Annotated in this window: 24 protein-coding genes and 1 tRNA gene; 9 read left to right on the forward strand and 16 right to left on the reverse strand. The window is 71.3% G+C overall.

Annotated elements, in window-relative coordinates:
- Window positions 1-73: 73 nt before the first annotated feature.
- The 8 genes from PED38_RS11100 to kdpF all read right to left on the reverse strand — a co-directional run bounded on the left by PED38_RS11100 (window position 74) and on the right by kdpF (window position 9,595).
- A complete protein-coding gene (locus tag PED38_RS11100; RefSeq protein ID WP_270981264.1) occupies window positions 74-742 on the reverse strand; it encodes a hypothetical protein in 669 nt (222 codons plus the stop codon).
- Between the two features lie 219 nt (window positions 743-961).
- A complete protein-coding gene (locus PED38_RS11105; protein ID WP_270981266.1) occupies window positions 962-1,624 on the reverse strand; it encodes a hypothetical protein in 663 nt (220 codons plus the stop codon).
- Between the two features lie 91 nt (window positions 1,625-1,715).
- A complete protein-coding gene (locus PED38_RS11110; protein WP_270981267.1) occupies window positions 1,716-2,414 on the reverse strand; it encodes a response regulator in 699 nt (232 codons plus the stop codon).
- A complete protein-coding gene (locus PED38_RS11115) occupies window positions 2,411-4,972 on the reverse strand; it encodes a DUF4118 domain-containing protein (protein ID WP_270981268.1) in 2,562 nt (853 codons plus the stop codon). Before PED38_RS11115 ends, PED38_RS11110 begins: the two co-directional genes overlap by 4 nt.
- Before the next feature lie 32 nt (window positions 4,973-5,004).
- Window positions 5,005-5,613 (reverse strand): potassium-transporting ATPase subunit KdpC, encoded by a 609-nt coding sequence (kdpC, locus tag PED38_RS11120; protein ID WP_063071549.1) that lies wholly within the window; start codon window positions 5,611-5,613, stop codon window positions 5,005-5,007.
- Between the two features lie 42 nt (window positions 5,614-5,655).
- Window positions 5,656-7,818 (reverse strand): potassium-transporting ATPase subunit KdpB, encoded by a 2,163-nt coding sequence (gene kdpB, locus PED38_RS11125; RefSeq protein ID WP_270981271.1) that lies wholly within the window; start codon window positions 7,816-7,818, stop codon window positions 5,656-5,658.
- Entirely contained in the window at window positions 7,815-9,491 is a 1,677-nt protein-coding gene (kdpA, locus tag PED38_RS11130; RefSeq protein WP_270981273.1) for a potassium-transporting ATPase subunit KdpA, read from the reverse strand. The genes kdpB and kdpA overlap by 4 nt, the downstream gene beginning before the upstream one ends.
- On the reverse strand, window positions 9,491-9,595 hold the full coding sequence (kdpF, locus tag PED38_RS11135) for a K(+)-transporting ATPase subunit F (RefSeq protein WP_063071552.1): 105 nt from the start codon (window positions 9,593-9,595) through the stop codon (window positions 9,491-9,493). The genes kdpA and kdpF overlap by 1 nt, the downstream gene beginning before the upstream one ends.
- A gap of 499 nt (window positions 9,596-10,094) precedes the next feature.
- Between kdpF and PED38_RS11140 the strand changes: the two genes are divergently transcribed.
- A complete protein-coding gene (locus PED38_RS11140) occupies window positions 10,095-11,483 on the forward strand; it encodes an SIR2 family protein (protein ID WP_254654514.1) in 1,389 nt (462 codons plus the stop codon).
- Window positions 11,480-11,695 carry a hypothetical protein gene (locus PED38_RS11145; protein WP_063071554.1) on the forward strand — a complete coding sequence of 72 codons (216 nt, stop codon included), beginning with the start codon at window positions 11,480-11,482 and terminating at the stop codon, window positions 11,693-11,695. Before PED38_RS11140 ends, PED38_RS11145 begins: the two co-directional genes overlap by 4 nt.
- 60 nt (window positions 11,696-11,755) lie before the next feature.
- On the opposite strand, the gene PED38_RS11150 is transcribed toward PED38_RS11145, so the two are convergent.
- Both PED38_RS11150 and PED38_RS11155 read right to left on the reverse strand, forming a co-directional pair.
- On the reverse strand, window positions 11,756-12,556 hold the full coding sequence (locus tag PED38_RS11150) for a sulfite exporter TauE/SafE family protein (protein ID WP_270981277.1): 801 nt from the start codon (window positions 12,554-12,556) through the stop codon (window positions 11,756-11,758).
- 10 nt (window positions 12,557-12,566) lie between these two features.
- Window positions 12,567-13,298: an NADPH-dependent F420 reductase gene (locus tag PED38_RS11155; protein ID WP_270981278.1), complete on the reverse strand. Its 732-nt coding sequence runs from the start codon at window positions 13,296-13,298 to the stop codon at window positions 12,567-12,569.
- A gap of 181 nt (window positions 13,299-13,479) precedes the next feature.
- Here PED38_RS11155 and PED38_RS11160 point away from each other — a divergent pair, with 181 nt between their 5' ends.
- Together PED38_RS11160 and PED38_RS11165 are read left to right on the forward strand one after the other, a co-directional pair.
- A complete protein-coding gene (locus tag PED38_RS11160; protein WP_270981280.1) occupies window positions 13,480-14,181 on the forward strand; it encodes a GAF and ANTAR domain-containing protein in 702 nt (233 codons plus the stop codon).
- A gap of 50 nt (window positions 14,182-14,231) precedes the next feature.
- On the forward strand, window positions 14,232-14,957 hold the full coding sequence (locus PED38_RS11165; RefSeq protein ID WP_063071558.1) for a GAF and ANTAR domain-containing protein: 726 nt from the start codon (window positions 14,232-14,234) through the stop codon (window positions 14,955-14,957).
- Window positions 14,958-14,990: 33 nt separating this feature from the next.
- On the opposite strand, the gene PED38_RS11170 is transcribed toward PED38_RS11165, so the two are convergent.
- Window positions 14,991-15,632 carry an HAD family hydrolase gene (locus PED38_RS11170; protein WP_270981282.1) on the reverse strand — a complete coding sequence of 214 codons (642 nt, stop codon included), beginning with the start codon at window positions 15,630-15,632 and terminating at the stop codon, window positions 14,991-14,993.
- A 173-nt stretch (window positions 15,633-15,805) separates the two neighbouring features.
- Here PED38_RS11170 and PED38_RS11175 point away from each other — a divergent pair, with 173 nt between their 5' ends.
- From PED38_RS11175 to PED38_RS11185, 3 genes are all read left to right on the forward strand, one after another.
- Window positions 15,806-16,390 carry a hypothetical protein gene (locus PED38_RS11175; RefSeq protein WP_270981285.1) on the forward strand — a complete coding sequence of 195 codons (585 nt, stop codon included), beginning with the start codon at window positions 15,806-15,808 and terminating at the stop codon, window positions 16,388-16,390.
- A gap of 116 nt (window positions 16,391-16,506) precedes the next feature.
- Window positions 16,507-16,596 (forward strand) — tRNA-Ser (locus PED38_RS11180).
- A gap of 590 nt (window positions 16,597-17,186) precedes the next feature.
- Window positions 17,187-19,073 carry an AAA family ATPase gene (locus PED38_RS11185; RefSeq protein ID WP_270981286.1) on the forward strand — a complete coding sequence of 629 codons (1,887 nt, stop codon included), beginning with the start codon at window positions 17,187-17,189 and terminating at the stop codon, window positions 19,071-19,073.
- A gap of 300 nt (window positions 19,074-19,373) precedes the next feature.
- Here the strand turns inward: PED38_RS11185 and PED38_RS11190 are convergent, their stop codons facing one another.
- Window positions 19,374-19,994: a response regulator gene (locus PED38_RS11190; protein ID WP_094127450.1), complete on the reverse strand. Its 621-nt coding sequence runs from the start codon at window positions 19,992-19,994 to the stop codon at window positions 19,374-19,376.
- On the reverse strand, window positions 19,991-21,172 hold the full coding sequence (locus PED38_RS11195) for a sensor histidine kinase (protein ID WP_270981289.1): 1,182 nt from the start codon (window positions 21,170-21,172) through the stop codon (window positions 19,991-19,993). The genes PED38_RS11190 and PED38_RS11195 overlap by 4 nt, the downstream gene beginning before the upstream one ends.
- 147 nt (window positions 21,173-21,319) lie before the next feature.
- Between PED38_RS11195 and PED38_RS11200 the strand changes: the two genes are divergently transcribed.
- Entirely contained in the window at window positions 21,320-22,405 is a 1,086-nt protein-coding gene (locus tag PED38_RS11200; protein ID WP_063071563.1) for an ABC transporter permease, read from the forward strand.
- Window positions 22,402-23,139 carry an ABC transporter ATP-binding protein gene (locus PED38_RS11205; RefSeq protein WP_063071564.1) on the forward strand — a complete coding sequence of 246 codons (738 nt, stop codon included), beginning with the start codon at window positions 22,402-22,404 and terminating at the stop codon, window positions 23,137-23,139. Before PED38_RS11200 ends, PED38_RS11205 begins: the two co-directional genes overlap by 4 nt.
- Here PED38_RS11205 and PED38_RS11210 read toward each other — a convergent pair.
- From PED38_RS11210 to PED38_RS11220, 3 genes are read right to left on the reverse strand one after another with little or no spacing between them, the layout of a single operon-like run.
- Window positions 23,094-23,924, reverse strand: a complete 831-nt coding sequence (locus PED38_RS11210; RefSeq protein ID WP_270981291.1) for a class I SAM-dependent methyltransferase — start codon at window positions 23,922-23,924, stop codon at window positions 23,094-23,096. The genes PED38_RS11205 and PED38_RS11210 overlap by 46 nt on opposite strands.
- Window positions 23,921-24,730 carry an ABC transporter ATP-binding protein gene (locus PED38_RS11215; protein ID WP_270981293.1) on the reverse strand — a complete coding sequence of 270 codons (810 nt, stop codon included), beginning with the start codon at window positions 24,728-24,730 and terminating at the stop codon, window positions 23,921-23,923. The genes PED38_RS11210 and PED38_RS11215 overlap by 4 nt, the downstream gene beginning before the upstream one ends.
- Window positions 24,727-25,773: an ABC transporter substrate-binding protein gene (locus PED38_RS11220; RefSeq protein WP_270981294.1), complete on the reverse strand. Its 1,047-nt coding sequence runs from the start codon at window positions 25,771-25,773 to the stop codon at window positions 24,727-24,729. The genes PED38_RS11215 and PED38_RS11220 overlap by 4 nt, the downstream gene beginning before the upstream one ends.
- Between the last annotated feature and the right edge of the window lie 5 nt (window positions 25,774-25,778).

The following is a 25,778-nucleotide window of genomic DNA, read 5'->3' on the forward strand; positions in this document are numbered from 1 at the left end:
CGCGCCGCCGCGCCGCCGCGGGTGTCCGGCGTTTGGACGGTGGTGCATGGCCGGTTCCTACGAGGTCGTGGTCTCAGGGGGCGAATGCACGGGTGCACGTAGGAGCGGATTCCGCCCCCGTCAGCGACCCTTGCGACGCCGCTTCCGCAGCGGTGATGGCTCCGCCGATGAAGGCGCCGAGGAAGGTCCCGCCGCCGGGCGCATCGCAGGTCTCCTTCGTTGCGCCGCCTCGGGGGGACCCCGCTTTCGCGGCGGCGGCGGTGAGCGACGCGATCGATCGGCCGCGCTCGGCGAGATCGACCTTCTGGGACCTCCGAGGGACGAGCATGAGCCGGCGACCCGCGGAGGGGACTACCCGGGCAGGATCGATCCCCAAGTCGAGCCGATACCACTGCGTGAGAAGGGGGCGGGGCATGAATGCCATGCCGTAGATGCCGAAGAAGCTCACGATGATCCCTCCAATGAGGAATGCGTAGCCGAGGGGACCGTCCACGAGGAGAGCGGTGTTCGCGATGATCTGTCCGGCTGCGAGCCATCCGACGCCCAGGGGGACCATGAACGGGATCTTCGACCACCATCGCCATAGCCCGGTGTAGGCGAGGGCGGAGATGCTCATGATGATCAGGCAGACGCCGTAGTACCACAGGACCCCGGACAGGCGGATGCCCTCCGTCTCCAGGTAGCTCGCGGAGGCATACACGACGGCAACGGAGGGAAAAGGGATCATCGCGTGGACCGGCACGTGCACAGGATCGCACAACACGCGGGGCCTTGGCCCTCCTCTTGATCGCCGAGCATTTTCCGCGCGTCGAGAGCGACGCTTGCCTCACTTCGGCGCGCGCACGAACGCCCGCACCGGCTGGTAGGAACCGATATCCCGAACCGGGACATCCGTGGGCAAGTGTCGCGGGTGCGAGACGTCCCAGCGGAGCAGGGCCACCTGGACACGAAAGTGATGGTCTCAGGGTGCGAATGCTCGGATGCGCGCAGCTGTGGCTTCCGCCCTCGTCACGGACCCTCGCGCCGCCGCTTCCCTCGCGGTGACTGCTCCGCCGATGAAGGCGCCGAGGAAGGTCCCGCCGCCGGCCGCATCACAGGTCTCAATCGGTGCGCTGCCGAGTGGCGACCCCGCTCCGCCAACGGCGGGCGACGAGATCGATCGGCCGCGCTCGGCGAGATCGACTTCGTGTGACCCCCGGGGGACGAGCAGGAGTCGTCGACCAGCGGAGTGGACGACACGCGAGGGATCGATCCCCCAGTCGAGTCGGTACCAGCGAGGGAGGAACGGGCGGGGCATGAACCCCATCCCGTAGATGCCGAAAAGGCTCACAATGGCACCCGGGATGAGGAAGGCGTAACCGAGCGGCGGTCCGAAGAACAGTCCGATGTTGGAGATGATCTGTCCCGCTGCGAGCCACCCGACGCCCAGCGGGATCATGAACGGCATCTTCGACCACCATCTCCATAGACCGGTGTAGGCGAGGGCGGAGATGCTCATGATGATCAGCAGGACGCCGAAATACCGTAGGAGCCCCTCCACGTTGATGCCCTCTGTCTCGATATAGCTCGCGGATGCACGCACGACGGCAGCGGAGAGGGACGGGATCATCGAGGGGACCAGCACGCCGACATGATCACACATCGCGCTCGGTCGCGAGCATCCGCCGCCGCCGCCGCGGGGCGCGCGGGGGACTCGCTACCCCTCACCGCCCGCATCATTCCGGCGCCCGCCCCGCCCCCGCCGGGACGAACCGGTACCCCATCCCAGGATCCGTGAGCAGGTGCCGTGGGTGCGAGGGATCCGGCTCGAGCTTCTTGCGGAGCTGGGCCACGTAGAGGCGGAGGTAGCCGCTGTCGTTCACGTGGGTCGGGCCCCAGATCTCGGTGAGGAGGGTCTGGCGGGAGACGAGCCGGTCGGGGTTCCGCACGAGCAGCTCGAGCACCTGCCACTCCGTGGGGGTGAGGCGCACGCGCGCGTCGGCGCGGGTGACGACGCGGGCGGCGAGGTCCACCGTCACGTCGGCGAACGACACGGCGGCCGAGCGGTCCTCGTCAGCGGCGGCGCGACGGCCGAGGGCGCGGATCCGGGCGAGCAGCTCGTCGATGGAGAACGGCTTCGTGACGTAGTCGTCGGCGCCCGCGTCGAGCGCCTCGACCTTGTCGGCGGCGCCCGAGCGGCCGGAGACCACGAGGATCGGCGCGGTCGACCAGAGGCGGAGGGCCTGGATCACCTCGACGCCGTCGAGCCGCGGCATGCCGAGGTCGATCATGTAGAGGTCGGGCTTCTCGGCGACGGCCGCGCGGATGGCGGCGGCGCCGTCGTCGGCGGTGACGATGTCGTAGCCGAGGCTCGTGAGGGTGATCCGCAGGGCCCGGAGGATCTGCTGGTCGTCGTCGGCGATGAGGATCTTCACGCGGTCACCTCCGAGGACGTGGCGGCGGGAGCGGCGGCCGAGGACGCGGCCGGAGCGACCGCATCCGCATCCGGCTCCGCGCTCTCGCGGCACGCCGGCAGCGCCACCACCATCGTGAGCCCGCCGCCGGGGGTGTCCTCGGCGGTGAGCGTGCCGCCCATCCCCTCGGTGAATCCCTTCGAGAGGGCGAGGCCGAGGCCGAGGCCGGACGCGTTGTCGGTGTCGCCGAGGCGTTGGAACGGCACGAACATGTCGTCGCGGCGCTCCGGGGCGACACCGGGGCCGTGGTCCACGACGCGGATCTCGACCGAGTCCGCGAACGCGCTCGTGCTGAGCCGCACGGGCACGCCCTCGGGCGCGTGGCGGACGGCGTTGCTCAGCAGGTTGACCACCACGCGCTGGAGGAGGCCCGGATCCGCGACCGCGCCGGGCAGGTCGGGCGCGAGGTCGAGCACGGCATCGGCGGGGCCGAGGTCGAGCTCGTCGAGGGCGGCGAGCACGACGTCGTCGAGGTCGACGTCCATGAGCCGCACGCCGAGCACGCCGGCCTGCACGCGGCTGACGTCGAGCAGGTCGGTGACGAGGTCGGCGAGCGTGCCGAGGCTCTCCTCCGCGGTGGCGAGGAGCTCCTCGCGGTCGCCGTCGGCCCAGGTCATGCCGGGGGAGCGGAGCGCGGAGACGGCGGCGGTCGCGGCGCTGAGCGGGCGGCGCAGGTCGTGGCTGACCGCGGAGAGGAGCGCCGTGCGCACCCGGTCCGTCTGGGCGAGCGGGCCGACCTCGCGGGCGGTGTCGGAGAGGTCGCGGTGCTCGAGCGCGGCGTCGAGCTGCGCCGCGATGACCCGCAGGAGGCGGCGGCCGGACGCCTCGAGATCGTCGCCGTAGAGGGTGAGCACGCCGCGGGATCCCACGGCCACGTCGGTCGCGGCGGCGCCCGTGACGACGCCGTCCCACGCGATGGTCTCGTCGCGGTCGACGAGCTTCACGCCCTGCAGGCCGAACGCCTCGCGGGTGCGGCTGACGAGCGCGTGCACGGCGCCCTCGCCGCGGAGCACGGATCCCGACACGGTCGCCAGCAGCTCGGCCTCGGCGGCCGCGCGGCGGGCGACGCGGGCGCGGCGGGCGGCCTGGTCGACGATCCAGCTCACGAGCAGCGCGATCACCACGTAGAGCACGAGCGCGAGCATGTGCATCGGCTCGTCGACCGTGATCGTGTAGAGCGGGTCGATGAAGAAGTAGTCGAGCGTGATGCCCGAGAGCACGGCCGCGAACAGCGCCGGCCAGATCCCGCCGACGAGCGCCACGAGCACCACGAGCAGCTGGTACGAGAGCACGTCGCTCGTGATGGAGTCGTCCGAGCGCGTGGCCGAGAGGAACCAGGTGAGGAGCGGCCCGCCGACGAGGGCGAGCAGCGCGCCCATGATCCGGCGCCGCATGCTGAGCGCGCCGCCGCGGATCCGCGGGAGGCGGAAGCGCCCGCCGGCCGCCGCGTGCGTGACGATGTGCACGTCGATGTCGCCCGACTCGCGGATCACGGTGGCGCCGATGCCGGGCCCCGTGGTCGCCGCGGCGAGGCGGCTGCGGCGGCTCACGCCGAGCACGAGCTGCGTGGCGTTGGAGGCCCGGGCGAACTCCACGAGCGCGCGCGGGATGTCGTCGCCGACGACCTGGTGGTAGCTGCCGCCGAGCGAGTCGACGAGCGCGCGCTGGCTGGCGAGCGCCTCCGGGCTGCCGGAGCGGAGGCCGTCCTGGCTGGAGACGTGGACGGCCATCAGCTCGCCGCCGGCCGACCGGGCGGCGATGCGGGCGCCGCGGCGGAGGAGGGTCTCGCCCTCGACGCCGCCGGTGAGCGCCACGACCACGCGCTCGCGGGCCTCCCAGCGGGCGTCGATCCCCTTCTCGTCGCGGTACGCGGCGAGCGCGGTGTCGACCTCGTCGGCGAGCCAGAGGAGCGCGAGCTCGCGGAGGGCGGTGAGGTTGCCGAGCCGGAAGTAGTGGGAGAGGGCCGCGTCGATCCGCTCGGCCGGGTAGACGCGCCCGCCGGCGAGCCGGTCGCGCAGGGCCTCGGGCGCCAGGTCGATGACCTCGATCTGGTGCGCCTCGCGGAGCACGCGGTCGGGGATCGTCTCGCGCTGCGGCACCCCGGTGATCTTCTCGACCACGTCGTTGAGGGAGGCGATGTGCTGGATGTTGACGGTGGAGATCACGTCGATGCCGGCGTCGCGGATGAGGTCGACGTCCTGCCAGCGCTTCTCGCTCCGGCCGCCCGGGGCGTTCGTGTGGGCGAGCTCGTCGACCAGCGCGATGGTGGGCCGCCGGGCGATGACCGCGTCCACGTCGAGATCCGTGATCTCCACCCCGCGGTGCGACACCTCGCGCCGGGGCAGGATCTCCAGCCCCTCGAGCATCGCCGCCGTGGCGGCGCGGCCGTGGGTCTCCACGACCGCGACCACCACGTCGGCGCCCTCGTCGCGCAGTCGCTTGCCCTCCTCGAGCATCGCGTAGGTCTTGCCCACGCCGGGCGCAGCTCCCAGCAGCACCCGCAGTCGACCGCGCTTCATGTCTTCTCTCTCTTGCCCGTGGGGTGCGGGCGTCAGCCGCCGAGGCCGGCGAGCGCGATGTTCAGCTCGAGCACGTTCACGGTCGGCTCCCCGAGGTAGCCGAGGTCGCGTCCCTGCACGTGCTGGTCGACGAGGCGCGCGACCTCCTGCTCGGGGATGCCCCTCGCCTCGGCCACGCGGGCCACCTGCTCCCGAGCGTATTCCGGGCTGATGTGAGGATCGAGCCCGGAGGCCGATGCGGTGAGCGCGTCGGCCGGGATCGAGGCCGGATCCACGCCGTCGGATGCGGCGATGGCGGCCTTCCGGTCCGCGATGGAGGAGACGAGTGTGTCGTTCTCCGGGCCGAGGTTGCTGCCGCTGGAGGCGGTCCCGTCGTAGCCGTCGCCCGCGGCCGAGGGCCGGGACTGGAACCACTCCGGGAGGGCGGCGCCGTCGGAGTCCTGGAAGGACTGGCCGATCAGCGACGATCCGACGACCTGGCCGTCGGCGGAGACGAGCGAGCCGTCCGCCTGCGCGGGGAGCGCGAGCTGGCCGATGCCCGTGACGACGGCCGTGTAGCCGACGCCGAGGACGACGGTGAGGACGGCCATCGCGCGGACGGCGACGCCGGCGGTGCGGAGGGACTGGCGGGGGGAGGACATGCGCTTCCTTCTATCGGTGACGTGAGGTGATCGGGGAGGGGATCAGAAGCCGGGGATCAGGCTGACGACGAGGTCGACGAGCTTGATGCCGATGAACGGCGCGATCACGCCGCCGACCCCGTAGACGAGCAGGTTCCGGCTGAGCACCTTGGAGGCGCTGAGCGGCCGGTAGGCCACACCCTTCAGGGCCAGCGGGATGAGCGCCACGATGATCAGCGCGTTGAAGACGATCGCCGAGAGGATCGCGGATGCCGGCGAGTGCAGCTGCATCACGTTGAGCACCGCGAGCTGCGGGAAGACGCCCGTGAACATCGCGGGGATGATCGCGAAGTACTTCGCCACGTCGTTCGCGATGGAGAACGTGGTGAGGGCGCCGCGGGTGATGAGCAGCTGCTTGCCGATCCGCACGATGTCGATGAGCTTCGTCGGGTCCGAGTCGAGGTCGACCATGTTGCCGGCCTCCTTCGCGGCCGACGTGCCCGTGTTCATCGCCACTCCGACGTCGGCCTGCGCGAGCGCGGGCGCGTCGTTGGTGCCGTCGCCGGTCATGGCGACCAGGCGGCCGCCCTCCTGCTCCTTGCGGATGAGCGCGAGCTTGTCCTCGGGCGTCGCCTCGGCGAGGTGGTCGTCCACCCCGGCCTCGGCGGCGATGGCGCGGGCGGTGAGCGGGTTGTCTCCCGTGATCATCACCGTGCGGATGCCCATGGCGCGCAGCTCCGCGAAGCGCTCCTTGAGGCCGTCCTTCACGACGTCCTTGAGGTGCACGACGCCGAGCACGCGGCCGGATCCGTCGGCGTCCTTGGTCGCGACGACGAGCGGGGTGCCGCCGCCGTTCGAGACGGCCTCGACGGTCGCCGTGAGCTCGTCGCGGACGAGCTTCGGCAGCGCGCGGCCGCCCTCCTCGATCCAGGCGAACACGGCCGACGAGGCGCCCTTGCGGACGATGCGGCCGTCGGGCAGGTCGACGCCCGACATGCGGGTCTGGGCGGTGAAGGGCACGTCGACGCCGCGGGGCAGCGTCGCGGTGTCCACGCCCTGGGCGACCGCGAGGTCGACGACGCTGGATCCCTCCGGCGTCGGGTCCGCGAGCGACGACATGGCCGCGGCGCGGGCGAGCTCCTCGCCCGTCACGCCGCCCACCGGGATCAGCTCGCTGGCGCGGCGGTTGCCGTAGGTGATGGTGCCGGTCTTGTCGAGCAGCAGCGTGGTGACGTCGCCGGCGGCCTCGACCGCGCGGCCCGACATGGCGAGCACGTTGCGCTGCACGAGGCGGTCCATGCCGGCGATGCCGATGGCGGACAGCAGCGCGCCGATGGTGGTCGGGATGAGGCAGACGAGCAGCGCGATCAGCACGGGCACGCTCACGGTCGCCGCGGCGTACGAGGCGATCGGGTTGAGCGTGAGCGCCACGATCACGAACACGATGGTGAGGCTCGCGAGCAGGATGTTGAGCGCGATCTCGTTCGGCGTGCGCTGGCGCGACGCGCCCTCGACGAGGCCGATCATGCGGTCGACGAAGGTCTCGCCGGGCTTCGAGGTGATGCGCACCACGATCCGGTCGCTCAGCACCCGCGTGCCGCCCGTGACGGCGCTGCGGTCGCCGCCCGACTCGCGGACGACGGGGGCGGACTCGCCCGTGATGGCCGACTCGTCGATGGAGGCGATGCCCCACACGACGTCGCCGTCGCCCGGGATCGACTCCCCGGCGACCACGACGACCATGTCTCCGAGCGTGAGGTCGGCGCTCGAGACCTCGCGGAGTTCGGCGCGCTCGGCGCCGGGATCCCCGGAGGCGTCGTAGGACGCGACGACGCGCGCCATCGTGCTGGTGCGGGTCTTCCGCAGGCTGTCGGCCTGCGCCTTGCCGCGGCCCTCGGCCACCGACTCCGCGAGGTTCGCGAAGACGACGGTGAGCCAGAGCCACAGGGCGATCCCCGCGGTGAACGTGGTCGGCACGGAGCTGCCGCCGGAGGATCCGGCGCCGCCCGTGAACGGCTCGGCGATCGCGAGGATCGTGGTGAACGCGGCGCCGACCTCGACGATCAGCATCACCGGGTTCTTCCACATCAAGCGCGGGTCGAGCTTCCGGAACGCGCCGGGGAGCGCCTCGGCGAGCTGCCGGGCGTCGATGGCCCGGGCGCGCGACGCCCGCTGCTCGGAGCCGGCCGCGGGTGCGGTGCCGGTCTCGGGGGTGATGGTGGTCATGATGCGAGCCCTTCCGCCAGGGGACCCAGCGCGAGAACGGGGAAGTAGGTGAGAGCGGTCACGATGACCGTCACCCCGATGAGGAGGCCGACGAACTGCGGCCGGTGGGTGGGCAGGGTCCCCGAGGTGGTGGGGATGCGGTCCTGCGCCGCGAGGGATCCGGCGAGCGCCAGCACGAACACGATCGGGAGGAACCGCCCGAGCAGCATCGCGACGCCGAGCGCCGTGTTGAACCACGGGGTGTTCGCGGTGAGGCCGGCGAACGCGGATCCGTTGTTGTTCGACGCCGAGGTGAACGCGTACACGACCTCGGAGAGGCCGTGCAGGCCGCTGTTGAGGATCGAGGTGCCCTCGACGTCCTCGCGGACGGCCGGGATCGCGAAGCTCAGCGCGGTGCCGAGGAGCACGAGCGTCGGCGTGATGAGGATGTAGAGGCTCGCGAGCTTGATCTCGCGCGGCCCGATCTTCTTGCCGAGGTACTCGGGCGTGCGGCCGACGAGCAGGCCCGCGACGAACACGGAGATGACGGCGAGGATGAGCATGCCGTAGAGGCCCGAGCCGGTGCCGCCGGGGGCGACCTCGCCGAGCATCATGTTGAGCATCGGCATCATGCCGCCGAGCGCCGTGTACGAGTCGTGCATCGAGTTGACCGCGCCGGTGGAGGTGAGCGTGGACGCGGTGCCGTACAGCGTCGATCCGATGATGCCGAAGCGCTGCTCCTTGCCTTCCATCGCGCCGCCGGCGGCCATCGGGGCCGTGCCCGCGCCGTTCAGCTCGAAGATCGTGAGGGCCGTGAGGGAGGCCACGAAGATCGTCGCCATGACGGCCACGATCGCGGTGCCCTGGCGGGTGTCGCCGACCATCTTGCCGAAGGTGCGGGGGAGGGAGAACGGGATGGCGAGCATCAGGATCACCTGGAACGCGCTCGTCCAGGCCGTCGGGTTCTCGAACGGGTGGGCGGAGTTCGCGTTGAAGAACCCGCCGCCGTTCGTGCCGAGCATCTTGATCGCCTCCTGCGAGGCCACCGGCCCGCCCGGGATCGTCTGCGTGCCGCCCGTGATGGTCGCCACGTCCTGGAAGCCCGCGAAGTTCTGGATCACGCCGCCGGCGATGAGGACCACGGCCGTGACGAGCGAGAGGGGGAGCAGCAGGCGGAGGGATCCGCGGATCAGGTCGACCCAGAGGTTGCCGATCGTGCCGCTGCGCGTGCGGGCGAAGCCGCGGACGAGCGCGATCGCCACCGCGATGCCGACCGCCGCCGAGACGAAGTTCTGCACGGCGAGCCCGGCGAGCTGGACCGTGTAGCCCATCACCGCCTCGGGCGAGTACGACTGCCAGTTCGTGTTGGTGACGAACGAGACCGCGGTGTTCAAGGAGAGGCCCTCGGGCACGGCGGGGAGGCCGAGCGAGTAGGGGAGGAACGCCTGGAGGCGCTGCAGCCCGTAGACGACGAGGACGCCGACGAGCGAGAACGCGAGCACCGCGCGGAGGTAGGCGGGCCAGGTCTGCTCGGAGCGGGGGTCCACGCCGATGAGGCGGTAGATGCCGCGCTCCACGCGGGTGTCGTGGCGCGACTCGTACATGCGCGCCATGAGGTCGCCCAGCGGGCGGTGGATGAGGACGAGGACCAGGACGACGGACGCGACCTGGAGGATCCCGGCGAGCGTGTCCATCAGAACCTCTCGGGCCGGACGAGGGCGTACACGAGGTACACGACGGAGGCGATGCCGAGCACGGCGGCGGCGAGGCCGGCGGCGTCGGCGAACGAGGTGATCACAGCTTCTCCACTCCTCGGCCGACGAGGGCGACGAGGGCGAACAGGACGATGGCGCCTGCGATGTACACGAGGTCGAGCACTGGGGGATCCTCCGTTGAGGGATGCCGCGGCCGGTCGGACGCGGGTGCCCGTCGGGGGCACGGAGGACCACTAGACACCTCGCGATCGGGCGTCCTCACGCATCCATACGGTTCCCTCACGGGGCGGCGGGGAACCTCACGACACTCCTACGCGGGGGTCGGCGGGGCGGCGCATCACCCCTTCACGCTCCTCCTCCACAGCCTGAACGCCGTCGATGGGGTCTCGTGATCTGCGCGCAGCGCTCACATCGGAGCAGCCGCCTGTATGTTGCTTTCATCGACGAAAGGCGCCGTCGGTTCCCATTTGAGGCCACGCGCTTTCATCCGTCCGCCCGAGGGAAGCAGCCCGAAGTGAGTGTCTTGCTCGTTGAACAGCACGGCATCACAGCCGTCGGGATGAGCTCCGGGCGTGTCTCCGAATGAGCGCTTCAGACCTCACGGCCGATGTCATGGCGCAGTTCCGCAATGCCGGAGTGGATGCGCACACGACGCTCCTGCTCGGCGCCGGAGCCTCGACGACATCCGGTCTGCCGGATTGGGACGAGCTCGCGACCCGCTTGCTGGTGAGTAGCGGGGCCGTGTCGAACGAAGAGAGCGCCCGAACCCTGGTGTCACGCCAAGATCCCATGATGGTCGTGGAATCAGCGCGGGCGCTCCACGGTCCGTCGTGGAACAAGAAGCTCCGCGCAGCTCTATACGAGGGAGTGCTGTCGCCGGAATCGTCTCCACTCCATCTTGCGGCCGTCGCACATGCACTCGGTGGTTCGCCCGGTGACACCACGCTGGTCACGCTGAACTTCGACACCCTGCTGGAGGATGCTCTCCAGGAGGAGACCGGGGCTCCCGTCGAGTCCGTCGCTGATGGGCGCGATGTGACTGACATGGCGGTCCATCATCTCCACGGAGTCGTGAGTACTTCCGCGACGACGGAGGCTGTGCTCACGCTGACGGAGTTCCTCGATCTCATGAGCGATCCCGACTCATGGCAGTTGCGGAATCTGCGAGCAGCTGTGGGGCGAGGCGCCGTGGTGATCGCGGGAACCTCATACCGGGATCCAGACGTGCGGCAATGGATGCATGACGCCATGAGGGGCGCCCCGGACAGTCACGCGACCCTCATCCTGCTGGCTCGGCAGGGTCTTGCGGTCACGAAGCAGGAGTTCGAGGACTTGCGGTCTGCCCTCACCGAGCAGTGGTCGGCGATAGGGATGCGGCCGGTCCTGGTGAACGACTTCTCCGATGCGGCGCAGGTCATTCGGGAGCTCCGGTTCATCGATGCGCCCCACTATCGCGCTCCCCAAGAGCGAGCAGAAGCTGTCTGGACATACCACGCCCTGAATTTCGCTCGCCTTCAGGAAGAGTACGTCGCAGAACTGGCGCAGAACGCGCAGACCCTGTCCGACGCGTTCTCCGTCGACAGCATGAATCTGACTCTGTGGCTGGCGAACTCGGAAGGGAAGCTCGCGCGATGGGCGGCTCAAGACCGCAGGTACCTCGACCCGAATGGACTCCGTATGGTCGAGACGGGTTTCGACAGCCCGTGGATCGCGGGTCAATCCCTCGGATCCGACACCTTGTTGCACAAGGATCTCCCGGAAGGTGACATACGGCGCTGGAGCTCTGTGCTGGCGGTCCCGATTCCCGTGACTCATCCCGAATTCCCCACGGTGACGTCGGCCGTGGTGACCATCGGGCTCCCGGATCGAGCGGAGACTTACGCGGGGTCGCGCTTCCTCTGGGCAGACGCGGTCTCCAAGATCGGAGATGCATGGACATCGAGGATCAGCGACGCTGTGTTCCCACGATGAGCGAGTACGATCGCGTACACGAAGCGGGAGGCGTGATGGCCGAGAAGCACAGCGCGGCGGGTTACCAGAGCTTGGGCAACGGCGTCTACAGGGTTGGTGCTGTGCGTCGGAGCGCGGTCACCGGGCGGTACGTCGTCAAGGGCCACGAGACACGCGTCGAGCGCTCGAGCGGTGAAGAAGCCCGCGGGCGCTCCGAGGAACGCCGCAAGTAGTCCGCGGCTGCGGCGCGTGGCCGGTTCGGAAGCGCCCCGTGCGGGGACGCGCCCGGCTACTCACGCCGCCCACCCCGCCACCACGTCCGACCCCACCTTCACGATCAGCATCGCGACCACCACGATGAACGCGATGCGGATGAAGCGGCTGCCGCGCGCGACGGCCATCCGGGATCCCGCGTAGCCGCCGAGCATGTTGGCCACGCCCATGCCGAGCGCGAGCGCCCAGAGCACGTGGCCCTGCGGGATGAAGAAGGCGAGGGCGCCGAGGTTCGTCGCGACGTTCACGATCTTCGCCTGGGCGCTCGCGAGCACGAAGTCGTAGCCGAGCGCGGTGATGAGCGCGATGATCAGGAACGTGCCCGTGCCGGGTCCGATGAGGCCGTCGTAGAAGCCGATGACCACGCCGAGCAGCGCCGCGATCCCGTGGTGCTTGCGTCCCGTGTGCCGGAGGGCGGCCACGTCGCCGAGCCGCGGGCGGGCGATCGTGACGACGGCGACGATGATCAGCGCCACCACCACGAGCGGCTTGAACACCGAGGCGGGCAGTAGCGAGGCGAGGCTCGCGCCCCCGTAGGAGCCGGCCAGCGCGACGGCCGCCATCGGCAGGGCGGTGCGGAGGTCCGGATGCGTGCGCCGGTACCAGGTGACCGCGCTCGTCGACGTACCGAACAGCGACGCGAGCTTGTTGGTCGCGAGCGCCTCCACCGGTGTGATCCCCGGCACGAGCAGCAGGGCCGGCAGCTGCAGCAGGCCGCCGCCGCCCACGACCGCGTCGATCCAGCCGGCCGCGAGCGCCGCGAGCAGCATGAGCAGCGCGACGGTGAGGGTGATCTCGCCGAGGGATCCGCCGATGTCCACCGGGCGCCGGCTACTCGGCGGAGCCGGCGGCGGACCCGGCGCGTGAGGCGTCCGCCGACTCCAGCGCGACCAGGCGGCGGATCTCGTCCGCGTCCACGTTCACGCCGAAGAGGGAGCGGCCGGGCTCGAGCACGCGGCCGGCCGCGAGCGGACCGATGTCCACGGGGTCGAAGCCGAACGCGTCCACGAGGGCCGCGACCGTCGCGCGCGCCGCGTCGTCGTCGCCCGCGACCGCGATGCCCTTGCGGCCGGGCTCGCCGGACGGCCGCGGCCCCTCGTCGAGGTCGTGGTACCCCATGTGGTTGAAGGCCTTGACGATCGTGGAGTCGGGGAGGAACGCCTGCACCAGCTCGCTCGTGGAGGAGGCGGGGTGCGCCAGGTCGTCGCGGTGCCCGTCCACCTCCCACCAGTAGTTCATGGCGTCGACCACGAGCTTCCCGCGGAGCTCGGCGGCGGGCACGGAGGGCAGCTTGCCGAGGGGGAGGGCGAGGATCACGACGTCGGCGCGCGCGGCCGCGTCCGCCGAGGTGGTGGCGACGGCGCCGGGCGCGAGCACCTCGACGATGAGGGCGATGCGCGACGGGTCGCCGGATCCGGAGATGAGGACGGGGTGCCCCGCGGCGACGGCGCGGCGGGCGAGCACCGTGCCGACCTTGCCGGCGCCGAGGATCCCGACGGTCGCCCGGGGCGCCGCTCCCTCGGCGTCGTCGCGGCGGGCGGGGGCGTCGGCGTGCTGCGTCATGCCCCCATCCTCCCCTCCGGCGACGGGCGCGGGCGGCATCATGGCCCGCGCGGCACCGGGCCATGGGCCGCGGGCCGTCCCGAAGGTAGGGTGGCGAGGCGGTCGGGTCCCGTCGTCCCGCCCGCGCATCCGACGGGCCGAGGAGGCGACATGCGCACGATCCCCCATCGCGAGGATCCGCATGGCTGACCGTGCGCTCTACGCCGACGCGGCCTCCGCGCTCGAGCGGGCCACCGCGTCCGGCGACGACCTCTGCGGGCCGCTCGTCGCGGCCATCGGGATGAACGGCGCCGCGGTCTCCACCCTCGGGGATCCGCTCGGCAACGAGACCCTCTGCGCGTCCGACGACCACGCCGCGCGGCTCGACGAGATCCAGCTCGACCTCGGCGAGGGCCCGTGCTGGGTGGCCTTCGCCACCCGCCGGCCGGTGCTCGAGCCCGACGTCCGCGGATCCGACGACCCCACCTGGCCCCTCGCCCGCCAGGCCATGCACGAGAGCGGGCTCGGCGCGGTGTTCGCGTTCCCGCTCGTGGTCGCGGGCCTCAGCCTCGGCGCGGTCGACCTCTACTCCCGCACCGCCCGCGACATCTCCGACCAGCAGGTGACCGACGCGACCGGCCTCACGCGCATCGTCGCGCGCCAGGTCCTCCGCCGCGCGCTCCTCGCCGCCGACGCCCCGCAGGAGGACACTGGATCGTGGGAGGGCCGGTTCTCGCGCCGCGAGGTCCACCAGGCCACCGGGATGGTCGTCGCGCAGATGGGCATCCCGCCGGCCGACGCGCTCCTCGTCCTCCGGGGCCACGCCTTCGCGACGGGGCGCAGCGTGCGCGACGTCGCCGAGGACGTGGTGGGACGGGTCCTCGACTTCACCCCGGACCGCTGATGCGCACCACGGACCACCTACCGCCCGAACGACCCAGAGGAACGACGCCGATGCCGGACACCCGCGAAGGACTGCTCGTCCGCACCTTCGTCAGCCTCGCCGACTCGCTCGTGAGCGACTTCGACGTGCTGGAGCTGCTGCAGACCCTCGTCGATCAGGCCACGCTGCTGTTCGACGCGAGCGCGGCGGGCATCATCATCGGGCCGGACGCCGCGCACCTCGAGGTCGTCGCGTCCACGAGCGAGAGGAGCCGGCTCGTCGGGCTGATGCAGGTCGAGGTCGGCGAGGGCCCGTGCGTCGAGGCCGTGACCACCGGACGGGTCGTGTCCGTCGCGGACGTGCGCGCGATCGCCGACCGCTGGCCGGCCTTCGCGGCGCAGGCGTCGGGCGCCGGGTACGTGTCGGTGCACGCGATCCCGCTGCGGCTGCGCGGCGACATCATCGGATCCCTCAACCTCTTCCGCGATCACGAGGGCGTGCTGAACGACGCCGACGCGGTCGCCGCGCAGGCGCTCGCCGACGTCGCGACGATCAGCGTGCTGCAGGAGCGCACCATCCGCGACAGCACCGTCGTGCGCGACCAGCTGCGGCACGCGCTCGACAGCCGCGTGCTCATCGAGCAGGCCAAGGGCGTCATCGCGCACACGCACGGGGTCGACATGGACGAGGCGTTCCGCATGATCCGCCGGCAGGCCCGCAGCACGAGCCAGGCGATGCCCCAGGTCGCCGAGGGGATCGTGGCCGGGCGGATCACGCTGGAGCGGGCGCGGGGCTAGCGTGCGCGGGGGCGCGGGGGCGCGGGGCAGGTCTCAGGCGAGCGTGCCGTCGAGGATCCGGTCGAGGGTGCCCAGCCCCTCCCACACGTGCGCGTGGATCCCGGCGCGGCGGGCGGCCTCCACGTTCTCGGGCTTGTCGTCGACGAAGACGATCCGCTCGGCCGGGGCGTCGAGGCGCGCGCACGCGAGCGGCCACACGTCCGCGTCGGGCTTCGCCATGCCGATCCGCGCGCTCGTGAGCACGTGCTCGAAGCGCGATCCCCAGCCGTCGCGGGCCTCGAGCACGTCGGCCAGCTCGTGCGGGGCGTTCGAGAGCACGGCGAGCCGGTAGCCGGCGGCGAGGGCGCGGTCGAGCGCGGCGGTCGTCTCCGCGTCGGGCGATCCCCAGCGGCGCTGCTCGATGGCGATCAGCTCCGCGAGGCCGTCGTCCGTGGGGACGTCGGCGCCGACGTCCCGGGCCACCGCCTCCCAGAAGGCCCGGGCGCTCCCGCCCCGGTCGTACTCCTGGCGATGCGCGTCGAAGGCGTCACGCACGCGGGCCTCGGCGTCCTCGCCCGCGACGCCGGCGGGATCCAGCGCCCGGGTCAGCGCGCCGATGTCGTCGGGCCGCGTGATGAGCACGCCGCCGATGTCGAAGAGCAGCCAGGGGATGGCGGGGTCGCGGTTCTCGGGCATGGGGCTCCAGGTGCGGATCGGGGCGGGCGGGTCCTTCGAGCATGCCCGGTCGGGCGGCGCGGCGCGCGCGTCGTCCCGGCCGCCGTGCGGATCCCGTGAGGGTCGCGGCCCGGCGCGCACGGCTTCCGTGAGGGCGGGCGACGGCCGTGCGGCGCGGGGGTAGACCGGAGGCCATGACCCTCACCGCGATCCTCCCGTCGCTCCGCCGCAGCATCCCGGATCCGCTCGCCGCCACGCGCTGGCCCGTCGGCACCACCGCCACCACCACCGACCTGCGGGTCGGCGACGTGTCCCTCGTCGCGCTCGCCGCGGAGCGGGGGACCGCCTGCACCGTGACCGCCGCCGCGGTCGAGCCGGGCAGCAGCGGGCGCGCCTCCGCGACGGCACGCACCTCGGCGGTCGTGCTGCGGATCCTCGCGGTCGCGCCCGCCACCGCCGACGCCCCGCGCGCGATGCTCGTCGACGCGGACATCGCCGGCCTCGCCTGCACGTGGGAGGAGGCGCGGCTGATCGGCCGGGCGTCGACCGCCGCGGCCCGCCCCGCGGAGATCGGCGGCGCGGCCGTGCGCCTGCCCGCCGACGTGGTCGCGGGCGACCTGGTCGTCGTCCCCGTGCCCGGCGCGGTCGAGGTGCGCGGGATCCGCGTGGTCGACGCGTCTGCGCCCGTGGTCGTGCCGCGTGCGGCGGGCCGGCTCGCGGCGGCTCCGGTGCGCGTCGAGGTGCCGGTGGTGGTGCGGGCGCTGTCGGCTGCGCGCTGATCCGGGTCGGGCCGCGGCCGGCGGTCCGCCTCGCCGCTCGCCGCTCGTCGGCCGCCGCCGCTGCGCCGCCCGCCGCCCGTGCGGCTCCCGCCCGGCCCTGTACTACACTCGATCCCGGTGGCGTGTCCGAGCGGCCTAAGGAGCACGCCTCGAAAGCGTGTGTGGGGGAGACTCCACCGTGGGTTCAAATCCCACCGCCACCGCCAGATGGATCCGGCACCGCGCCTCGCGCGCAGCCCGATCCGCGCGAAGGGCCCCGGGAGACCGGGGCCCTTCGTCGTGCGCGGAAGAACGTCGGATCACGGCGAGCGGGATCGCCGTCCCTGAGCGCATGCATATCAGGCGCCCACGGGTCTGGGGCTAGTGCTCTGCACTGATCTGAACAAAGCCAGAGTCTCCCCGCGTATAACCCGGTACCGCGAATCCAGAAAACTGCCCTCCCGTTTCGGTCGCGCTCATGATCTTGCTTATCGAGTACAGCTCCCAACACGGAATGTTGTTTCGCTTGCTGCTGCCACCTATCAAGCAGCCCCTTAGGGCGGTTTTGCCGGTGGTTGTTATGCCCAATGTAGCTGGCTGAACCACCCTAGCCAGGCCGTCATATACGAACGAAATCTCTGATCGTGACTCGATGGCGGACGCGAAGTCCATGGGTGTCTCCTTGCCTAACAGGTCGGTCGGCGGGCTCTAATACACGTCGTTAGTTCGGTGTCGAGGGATCTCAGGTACTCATGGAACCGGGTTACCGCAGGAGCACTGAGTCTATTGTCCCTCAGTCACGATCGACAGTAGATTGTTGACCCCTGAACTGGGAATGGCGTTCAGCAAAGGAGCGTTATATTGTAAAACGAATAATGCCTGCCTGGAGGGCCACTTGAAACTTGTCAACATGTCCGTGTCCGGCTTTCGATCGATAGAGCAGTTGCTGGATTTGAGAGTCAGCTCTCCTCTTGTGCTTGCTGGCCATAATGATGCTGGTAAATCAGCAATTATCGACGCCATACTTTTCTTACTAGGCGGGTATCGAGCTACAGATTTCGATCGGACATATCTAGCGACTTCGGCCGAAGGTGACGAGACCGAGGTCGCTGGTGTGGACCGAGTTGATGTGACTGCGGTCGAAGGGGTCTTTGCTCTCGGCGAGATGGAGCAAGCCACATGGGGGCGGCCGCGAATCAATGTACGACGCAAATGGACTCAAGGTGAAGCTCCGATTCTCGAAGTCCTCACCGCTGTTCCATTGGACGAGCGTCTTCGGGACTATGGCTCCTTGAACGTTGCGCCCCTGAAAGAGCGACTGACCGCGCTCGGCCTTTCTGCTGATGGTAATAAAGGCGACCTGCTGCAGCGTTTACAGGAAGCTGCGGCCGGGGCGCAGAGTGAAGAACAATGGGTGGCCGCACCGGCAGCGCTTGAAAAGGCATTGCCCAATGTCAAGCGATTCGACGCTACAAGTGCCGTTGATGCCGACGCGGCGATTCAATCTACCCTGCAGACGGCGTTTAAGGGACATTTAAGTTCCGACGAGTATCAAGGAAGCATCCGAAGCATTGAAGAGGGCATCGAGGCCAAGCTAGTTATAGATGCGGATGCAATACGAGAGCATATCGCCACGAAGGTTTCTGACGTAGGCGAAGTCAGCATTGAGCCTGTCGTAAATCTTAGTGGTTCTGGAGGTCTAAAATCCGCAAAAGTCACTCTAAAAAACTCTAGAGGCGAAAAAATTGATCTTCATTTGTCCGGAGCTGGGAGGGCGCGCCGCATCGCGTTGGCCGTATGGGAATACAACGCTATGCTCCTTGCTGAATCTACCGAAGACATAGTCCTTTTGTATGATGAGCCTGATACCCACCTCGATTATGGGCATCAACGCGAGCTAATGAGGCTCATTCACGAACAAACGCAGAACTCGAAAGTGACCGTCGTACTCGCGTCTCATTCTATGAACTTGATTGACGGAACGGACATAGCGGATGTAGCCCACATTAAGCATGTCGACCACCGCACGGTTGTAGAGCGTTTGGCGGATGATTCGAGCGTTGGAGAGCACCTCGGCGCCATTGCCGCCAGTGTCGGACTTCGCAATACCGTCCTGCTGCATGAGCGTCTTTTCGTTGGCGTAGAGGGCGAATCAGAAGCCCGTGCGCTTCCCGTGCTCTTTCGCTTAGCGATGGGGCGGCATCTTGAGTCTTGTGGAATAGCGATCTGGCCATGCAATAACAACGAGGGTGCCGTTCGATTCGCTACTTTTCTAGCGCGACACGGCCGCAATGTCGCTTTCTTCGTAGATAAAGACTCAAGAACTAATGCCAAACATATCTTTAACGACGAAAAGCTTCGGGCGGCTGGGCTGGAGCCAAGTGTGCATTGCCTGTATATTGGTGATAGTAACGAGATAGAAGATGTGTTCTCTGGTGACCAATGGGCGGCGGCAGCAAATGCTCTATGGCCAAGGGACGGTGATGACGAGCCTGGCCCCGTTTGGTTTAAGGAGGATTTCGATGCACATCGGGACGGCAAGTTCAGTTCGCAGGTATTGGACATGCTACAGAGAGGATCTTCACTGGCGCCTCGTGGCAAGCCCGATGCGTTACTCGCGTTAGCGCTTACTCTCCGAGAGCCACGTGAGGTCCCGGCGGCCCTTGTTGCTGAGTTCGAGGCTATGGTCGCGCGAGCGCTTTAGAGCGCCGAGCGCGCATTCGTGCCAAGCGCTGAGGTGGTGTCGGCTGCTCCCAGAAGTGGCCTCCGATCGCGCGGGAGTAGGTATGGCCGTGAGAGGAGCGAGCATCACCACACCAACGGCATCCGTCAGGAGTGGGGGCGCTCGGATGACGTACTCGCAGAAAAGCCATTGGGTTGGTGCCCCTTCCAGGTGGTCCTATGGATAGAAACACGAGCCGCCGACATTGGTCGGGTGTTACAAGACGTATGCGTACCACCGCCAACGGCAGCATGACCCGACACCGCGCGGATCCGGCCCCCGTCAGCGCAGGATCCCGATCTCCCGCGCCGCCGCGACCGCCGCCGTCCGCGAGCTCACGCCGAGCTTCGAGAACACGTGCACGAGGTGCGACTTCACGGTGGCGTCGGTGATGTGCAGGCGCGCGCCCACCTCGGTGTTGGAGGCACCGTCGGCGACGAGCCGGAGCACCTCGATCTCGCGCGACGACAGGCTCACGCGCGGGGCGCGCATCCGGGCGAGGAGCCGGCTCGCGACCGCGGGCGCCAGCGCGCTCTCGCCGGCCGCGGCCGCGCGCACCGCGGCGAGCAGCTCGGCCGGCGGCGCGTCCTTGAGGAGGTAGCCGCTGGCGCCCGCCTCGACGGCGCCGAGGATGTCGCCGTCGCTGTCGTAGTTGGTGAGCACGAGCACGTAGGGGGCCGCCTCGACCGCGCGGATCTGCCGGGTCGCGTCGGCGCCCGTGCGCTCCTGGCCGAAGCGGAGGTCCATCAGCACGAGGTCGGGCACGAGCGACGCGGCGAGCTCCACGGCCTCGTCGGGCGTGGCCGCCTCGCCGACCACGTCGATGTCGTCGACGACGTCGAGCACGGCGTGGAGGCCGGCGCGGACGACGGGGTGGTCGTCGGCGATGACGATGCGGATCACGACGGCTCGACCTCCAGGATCGCGGTGATGGTGGTGCCCCGGCCGGGCGCGCTGTCGACGTCGAGGGTCCCGCCGAGCTGCTCCACCCGCTGCGCCATGGCCCGCAGGCCGAACGAGTCGGTCGTGCCGGTGCCGTCGCCGACGCGCGCCGGGTCGAAGCCCGCGCCGTCGTCGCGCACGATGAGCGTGGCGTGCGCGTCCGTGACGGCGACGCCGATCTCGACGGACCGCGCGTCGGCGTGCTGGGCGACGTTCGCGACGGCGCCCTGCGCGATCCGCAGCAGGGCGGTCTGCACGGCCATGGGGAGCGGCGGGTCGGACGGCGGCACCGCCACGTCGATCCGCAGCCCCTCCCGGCGCCACTGCGCGCCGAGCCGGCCGAGCGCCGCGCCGAGCCCGGCGTCGAGCGACGGCGGAGCCAGCTCCCGGATGAAGCGGCGCGTGTCGGCGAGGCCGTCGGCCGCGGTCGCGCGCGCGAGGCGGATGTGCTCGAGGCCCGGCCGGTCGCCGTCCGCCGCCTCCGCCGCGTGCAGCAGCATCTGGATGCTCGTGAGCCCCTGCGCGACCGTGTCGTGGATCTCCCGGGCGAGCCGCGCGCGCTCCGTCAGCACGCCCTGCTCCCGCTCCGTGGCGGCGAGGAGGCCGCGCGTCGCGATCAGCTCGGCGACGAGCTCCTCCCGCTCGGCGGACTCCCGCGCGAGCGCCCGGTAGCCGAGGCCGATGAGGAGCGCGACGCCCGCGCCGACGAGCGGACCGATCACCCCGCCGACCGTGAAGCCGCCGTGCAGCCCCAGCGCCACCACCGCGACGAGCGTCGCGACGACGACGGCCACCGGCCCGACCACGCGCGGCAGCACGTGCAGGTAGAGGAAGAAGAGGGGGAAGACGAGGTAGGCCGCATCCGGCTCCAGCACGAGGAGCGCGATCCAGGCGGCGGTGAGCGCGGTGATCCACACGGCCCCCGCGGCGACCCGGCGCGACGGGCGCGCGGCCTGCACACGCGCGCCGAGCAGGTAGAGCACGGCGAAGGCGGCGGAGAGCGCGAGCGCGGCCGGCGTGCGCGGACCCTCGACGACGAGCACGCGCACCACCACGAGGGTGAGCAGCGCCGCGGAGAGCACGTGCAACCCCGTGCGAAGTCCGACGAAGACGGGGGTGAGGGTGCTGTGGGCGGCCATTTCCCTGAAGGCTACGGGCGGGAGGCGGGGAGCGGATCAATCGGAAGTTCGATCGGAGGACCGAACTCCTCCCCGATGGATGCGCGGGGCCGGGCGGCGAGGCTCGTCTCGGCGGCAGGGAGGGTCCCGGCGCCGGAAGGATCCACCGTGTTCGTCGCCCGTCGAGACCTCCGATTCGCCATGGGCCGGTTCGCGCTCATCGGCGCGGTCGTCGCGCTCATCACCCTGCTCGTGGGGTTCCTCGCCGGGCTCACCGGCGGCCTCGCGGAGCAGGACGTCTCCGCCGTGCTCGGCCTCCCCGGCGACCGGCTCGTGCTCGCGCAGCCGGACGCCGGCCAGCCGTCGTTCGCGCAGTCGTCGCTCGACGACGCCACGGTCGCCGCCTGGCGGGGCACCGCGGGCGTCACGGCGGTCACGCCCGTCGGCATCGTCCAGGGCCGGGCCACCCCGACGGGCGACGCCGCATCCGCCGTCGCGGTCGCGCTGTTCGGGGTGCCGCACGGCGCCCCGGCGTCGACGGTCACCGACCTCGCGCCCACCGCCGATGACGCGGTCGGCCTCTCCTCGGCCGCCGCGCGCTCGCTGCACGCGGCCGTCGGCGACCGGATCACCGTGGCCGGCACCGACTACCGCGTCGCCTCGATCGGCGGCGACGCCTCCTACAGCCACACGCCCGTCGTCGCGCTGACCCCCGCCGCGTGGGCCGCGGCCGACCAGCGGCTCGGCGGCGACGGCGACGCGACCGTGCTCGCCGTCTCCGGATCCCCCGACTGGGACGTCGCCCAGGCCGCCACGCACACGACGGCCTCCCCGGCGCTCACCAGCCTCGGCGCGCTCGAGACCTTCAAGTCGGAGGTCGGCTCGCTCGGCCTGATGATCGCGATGCTGTTCGGCGTCTCCGCGCTCGTCGTCGGCGCCTTCTTCACCGTCTGGACCATGCAGCGCGCCGGCGACATCGCCGTGCTCAAGGCGCTCGGCGCATCCGACGCGTCGCTCATCCGGGACGCGCTCGGGCAGGCGCTCGTGGTGCTGGTGCTCGGGATCGGCGTCGGCATCGCCGTGGTCGCCGGCCTCGGATACCTCGCGAGCGGCACCATCCCGTTCCTGCTGAGCCCGCTCACCACCGTCCTCCCGGCGGCCGTCATGGCCGTCCTGGGGCTCGCCGGCGCCGCCGTCGCGCTCCGCACCGTCACCCACGCCGACCCCCTCACCGCACTCGGGAGCAACCGATGATCTTCCTCGACGACGTCACCCTCACCTTCCCCGACGGGGACTCCCGCCTCACCGCGGTCGACCACGTCTCGCTCACGGCGCCCGCGGGGGTCGTCACCGGCATCACCGGGCCGTCCGGCTCCGGCAAGTCCTCGATCCTCGCGGTCGCGGCGACGCTGATCCGCCCCGACTCCGGCCGCGTGGTCATCGGCGACGTCGACGCCGCGACCCTCAGCCGGACGGAGGCGACCGCGCTCCGCCGGGACGGCATCGGGATCGTGTTCCAGCAGTCGAACCTGATCCCGTCGCTCACCGCGCGCGAGCAGCTCCTCGTGATGGCGGAGCTCGGCGGCGGCGGATCCGCGCGGCGTCGCGCCGTCCGCGTCCGCGCCGACGAGCTCCTCGACGCGGTGGGCCTCGCCGCCCACGCGGGCAAGCGGCCCGCGCAGCTGTCCGGCGGGCAGCGCCAGCGCGTCGCCATCGCCCGCGCCCTCGTGCACGGCCCGTCCGTGCTCCTCGTCGACGAGCCCACGAGCGCGCTCGACCAGGAGCGCGGCGCCGAGATCATGGAGCTCATCGCCCAGCTCAGCCACGAGCAGGGCACGGCGACCCTGCTCGTGACCCACGACCTCGTGCACCGCGCCGCGCTCGACCGGCTCGTCACGGTGGTGGACGGGCGGATCGTGGCGGACGATGCGAGCGATCGCGCTCAGTCCGTCCCGCGCACCGCGTACAGCACCACGTCGTCCAGGTAGCGCCACAGCGTGCCCGTCTCCGGGAAGCCCGCGCTGCGGAGCGCCTCCAGGTGGAAGCCGAGCGTGACCTTCGGGGGCGCGACGTGGAGCTCCTCGCCCCAGACCTCGTCGCGGCGGGCGAGGGCGGCGGCGTAGCGCGGGGTGTCGGCGACGGCCTGCCACCACGCGTCCCAGGTGTCGACGTCGCCGGATGCGAACGCCGCGTCCTGCACCTCCTGGTCGTCCGCGAGGGAGATGCGCCGGAGCGTGCCCTCCTGGTGCGCGTCGTAGGAGAGGTGGTCGCCGTTCAGCACGATGCCGCCCGGGCGGACGAGCGCGGGCAGCGCGCGGTACACGTCGACGAGCGCGGCCGGCTGCAGCCAGTGCAGGGCGGTGGAGGAGACGACGGCGTCGAAGCCGCCTCGGGCGATGAGCGGGTGGTCCGCCCAGCCGGCGTGCGCGAGATCCACCTCGGCGATCTCCAGGCGCGGTTCGCCGAGCGCGAGGTCGGCGGCGATGGCGAGCAGCGCCGGGTCCTTGTCGGCGACGACGGCGGTGGCGCCCGGGATCGCGGCCAGGATCTCCAGCGCGAGCGAGCCGGTGCCGCCGGCCAGGTCGAGGATCCGCGGTGCGTCGACGCCCGCGGCCACATGCCGCACCACCCGCGCGATGGTCGCGAAGCGCTCGGCCCGGTGGCGGATGTAGCCGGTCTGCTGCGCGTCCCAGCGGGCGGCGAGGGAGCGGGCGTCCGCGATCACGGCGGCGTCGGCCTCGCTCGGGGCGGGTGCGGTGGTGGTGTCGGTCATGGTCGGGTCCTCTCGAGGGGGGTGGATGCGCCGAGCGGGTCGCCCGGCGCGGGGAGGGTGAAGCGGAGGTGGGGGTGCCCGTCGGCGTCGGGGATCACGGTGGTGCGCACGCCGTAGACCGCGTCGAGCAGGTCGGGCCGGAGCACGTCGCGCGGGGATCCGGCGCCGGCCACGCGCCCGCGGTCGAGCACGACCACGTGGTCGCAGGCCGCGGCGGCCGCCTCGAGGTCGTGCAGCACGACGACCACGGTCGGGGCGATGCGCCGCATCAGCCCCACGACCTCGAGCCGGTGCCGGATGTCGAGGTGGTTGGTGGGCTCGTCGAGCAGCACGTGGCCGGCGCCCTGGGCGAGCGCGCGGGCGAGGGCGACCCGCTGGAGCTCGCCGCCCGAGAGGGTCGCGAGCCGGTCGGCGGCCAGGTGCGCGAGGCCGACGGCGTCGAGGGCGGCGGCGATCCGGGCGTCGCGCGAGGATCCGCCCGACCGCAGCACGCCGTGCTCCGCGAGGCCGCCGAGCGCGACCTCGTCGGCCACGGTGAGCGACTCGTCGGGCTCCTGGCGCTGGCCGACCTCCGCGATCCGGCGGGCGATCCAGCGGCGCGAGCGCGAGCGCACGTCCTCGCCGTCGATCGTGACGCGACCGCCCGCGAGCGGCACGGCGCGCACGAGCGCGCGCAGCAGCGTGGTCTTGCCGCCGCCGTTGGGGCCGACGACGCCGGTGACGGATCCGGTCGGCGCCTCGAACGAGACGTCGTCGAGCAGGACGCGCCCGCCCGCGACCACGCGCACGCCCTCGGCGCGGATCACGGCAGGGCGGCCAGGAGCCCCGCGAGCTCGGCCGGGCCCTTCGCGGAGAGCATGCTCGGCGGATCCGTGAACGGGAACCGCAGCGCCACCACGCGCCCGTCCCGCACGGCCGAGAGCCCGGAGACGCCGGGCGCCCCGCGGAACGCCGCGATCGCGTCGTCGGGCGAGCCGCTGGAGTAGAGGAGCACGACGGTGCGCGGATCCCGGGCCACGATGTCCTCCACGTTCGCGTCGAACACGCGCTGGTCGGAGTCCGCGTAGACGTTCCGGAGGCCGGCCGCCTGGAAGACCGGCGTCACCATGCTCGGGCCGCCGTAGGGGGAGAGCACGCTGCCGCCGGAGGAGACGTAGAGCGCGGCGGCCGTGCCGGCGTCGGGCGCGGGATCCGCGAGGCCGGCCTGGGCCGTGGTGATCGCCTGCTCCGCGCGGTCGCCCGCGCCGAGCACCGCGCCGAGCGAGCGCAGCTCGTCCCACACGCGGTCGAAGGTGGCGGTCGTGCGGAGCTCGGGCGCCGGATCCGCGCAGTACGCGCTCGGCGTGTAGAGCGGGATGCCGCTGGCCGCGAGGGCCGCGCGGTCGACGGCCTTCTCGGGCGCGATGACGAGGTCGGGCCGCATGCCGATGACGCTCTCCTGGGACACCACGGATCCGCCGGTCGCGTTGGTCTCGGTCGACAGGACGTCGGCCTTCGCGAGCGTGTCGTACGTGGCGGGGGCGTAGAGGTCGTGCTGCAGGGAGCCGGTCATCGCGACCACGCGGTCCACGGCGCCGAGCGCCTCGAGGTTCGGGATCTCGTCGGCGTTCACGAGCACGATGCGCTGGGGCGGTGCCGCGAGGGTCACGGGCGAACCGCAGTTCGTGATGGTGAGGGGGAAGGACGTGCCGGCCGTCGGATCCTGGGCGCCCGGCGCGCTGGTGGGCGCGGGCGCGCAGCCGGCGAGCCCGGCGAGGAGGGTCGCGGCGGCGACGAGGGCGAGCGGGCGGCGGACGGCGAGCGGGCGCCGGGGCGTGAGCGGGCGGCGGGGCGCGGGGGATCGGGTCATGGGGC

It is taken from the genome of Clavibacter sp. CT19, assembly GCF_027858075.1.
Lineage (GTDB): Bacteria > Actinomycetota > Actinomycetes > Actinomycetales > Microbacteriaceae > Clavibacter > Clavibacter tessellarius_A.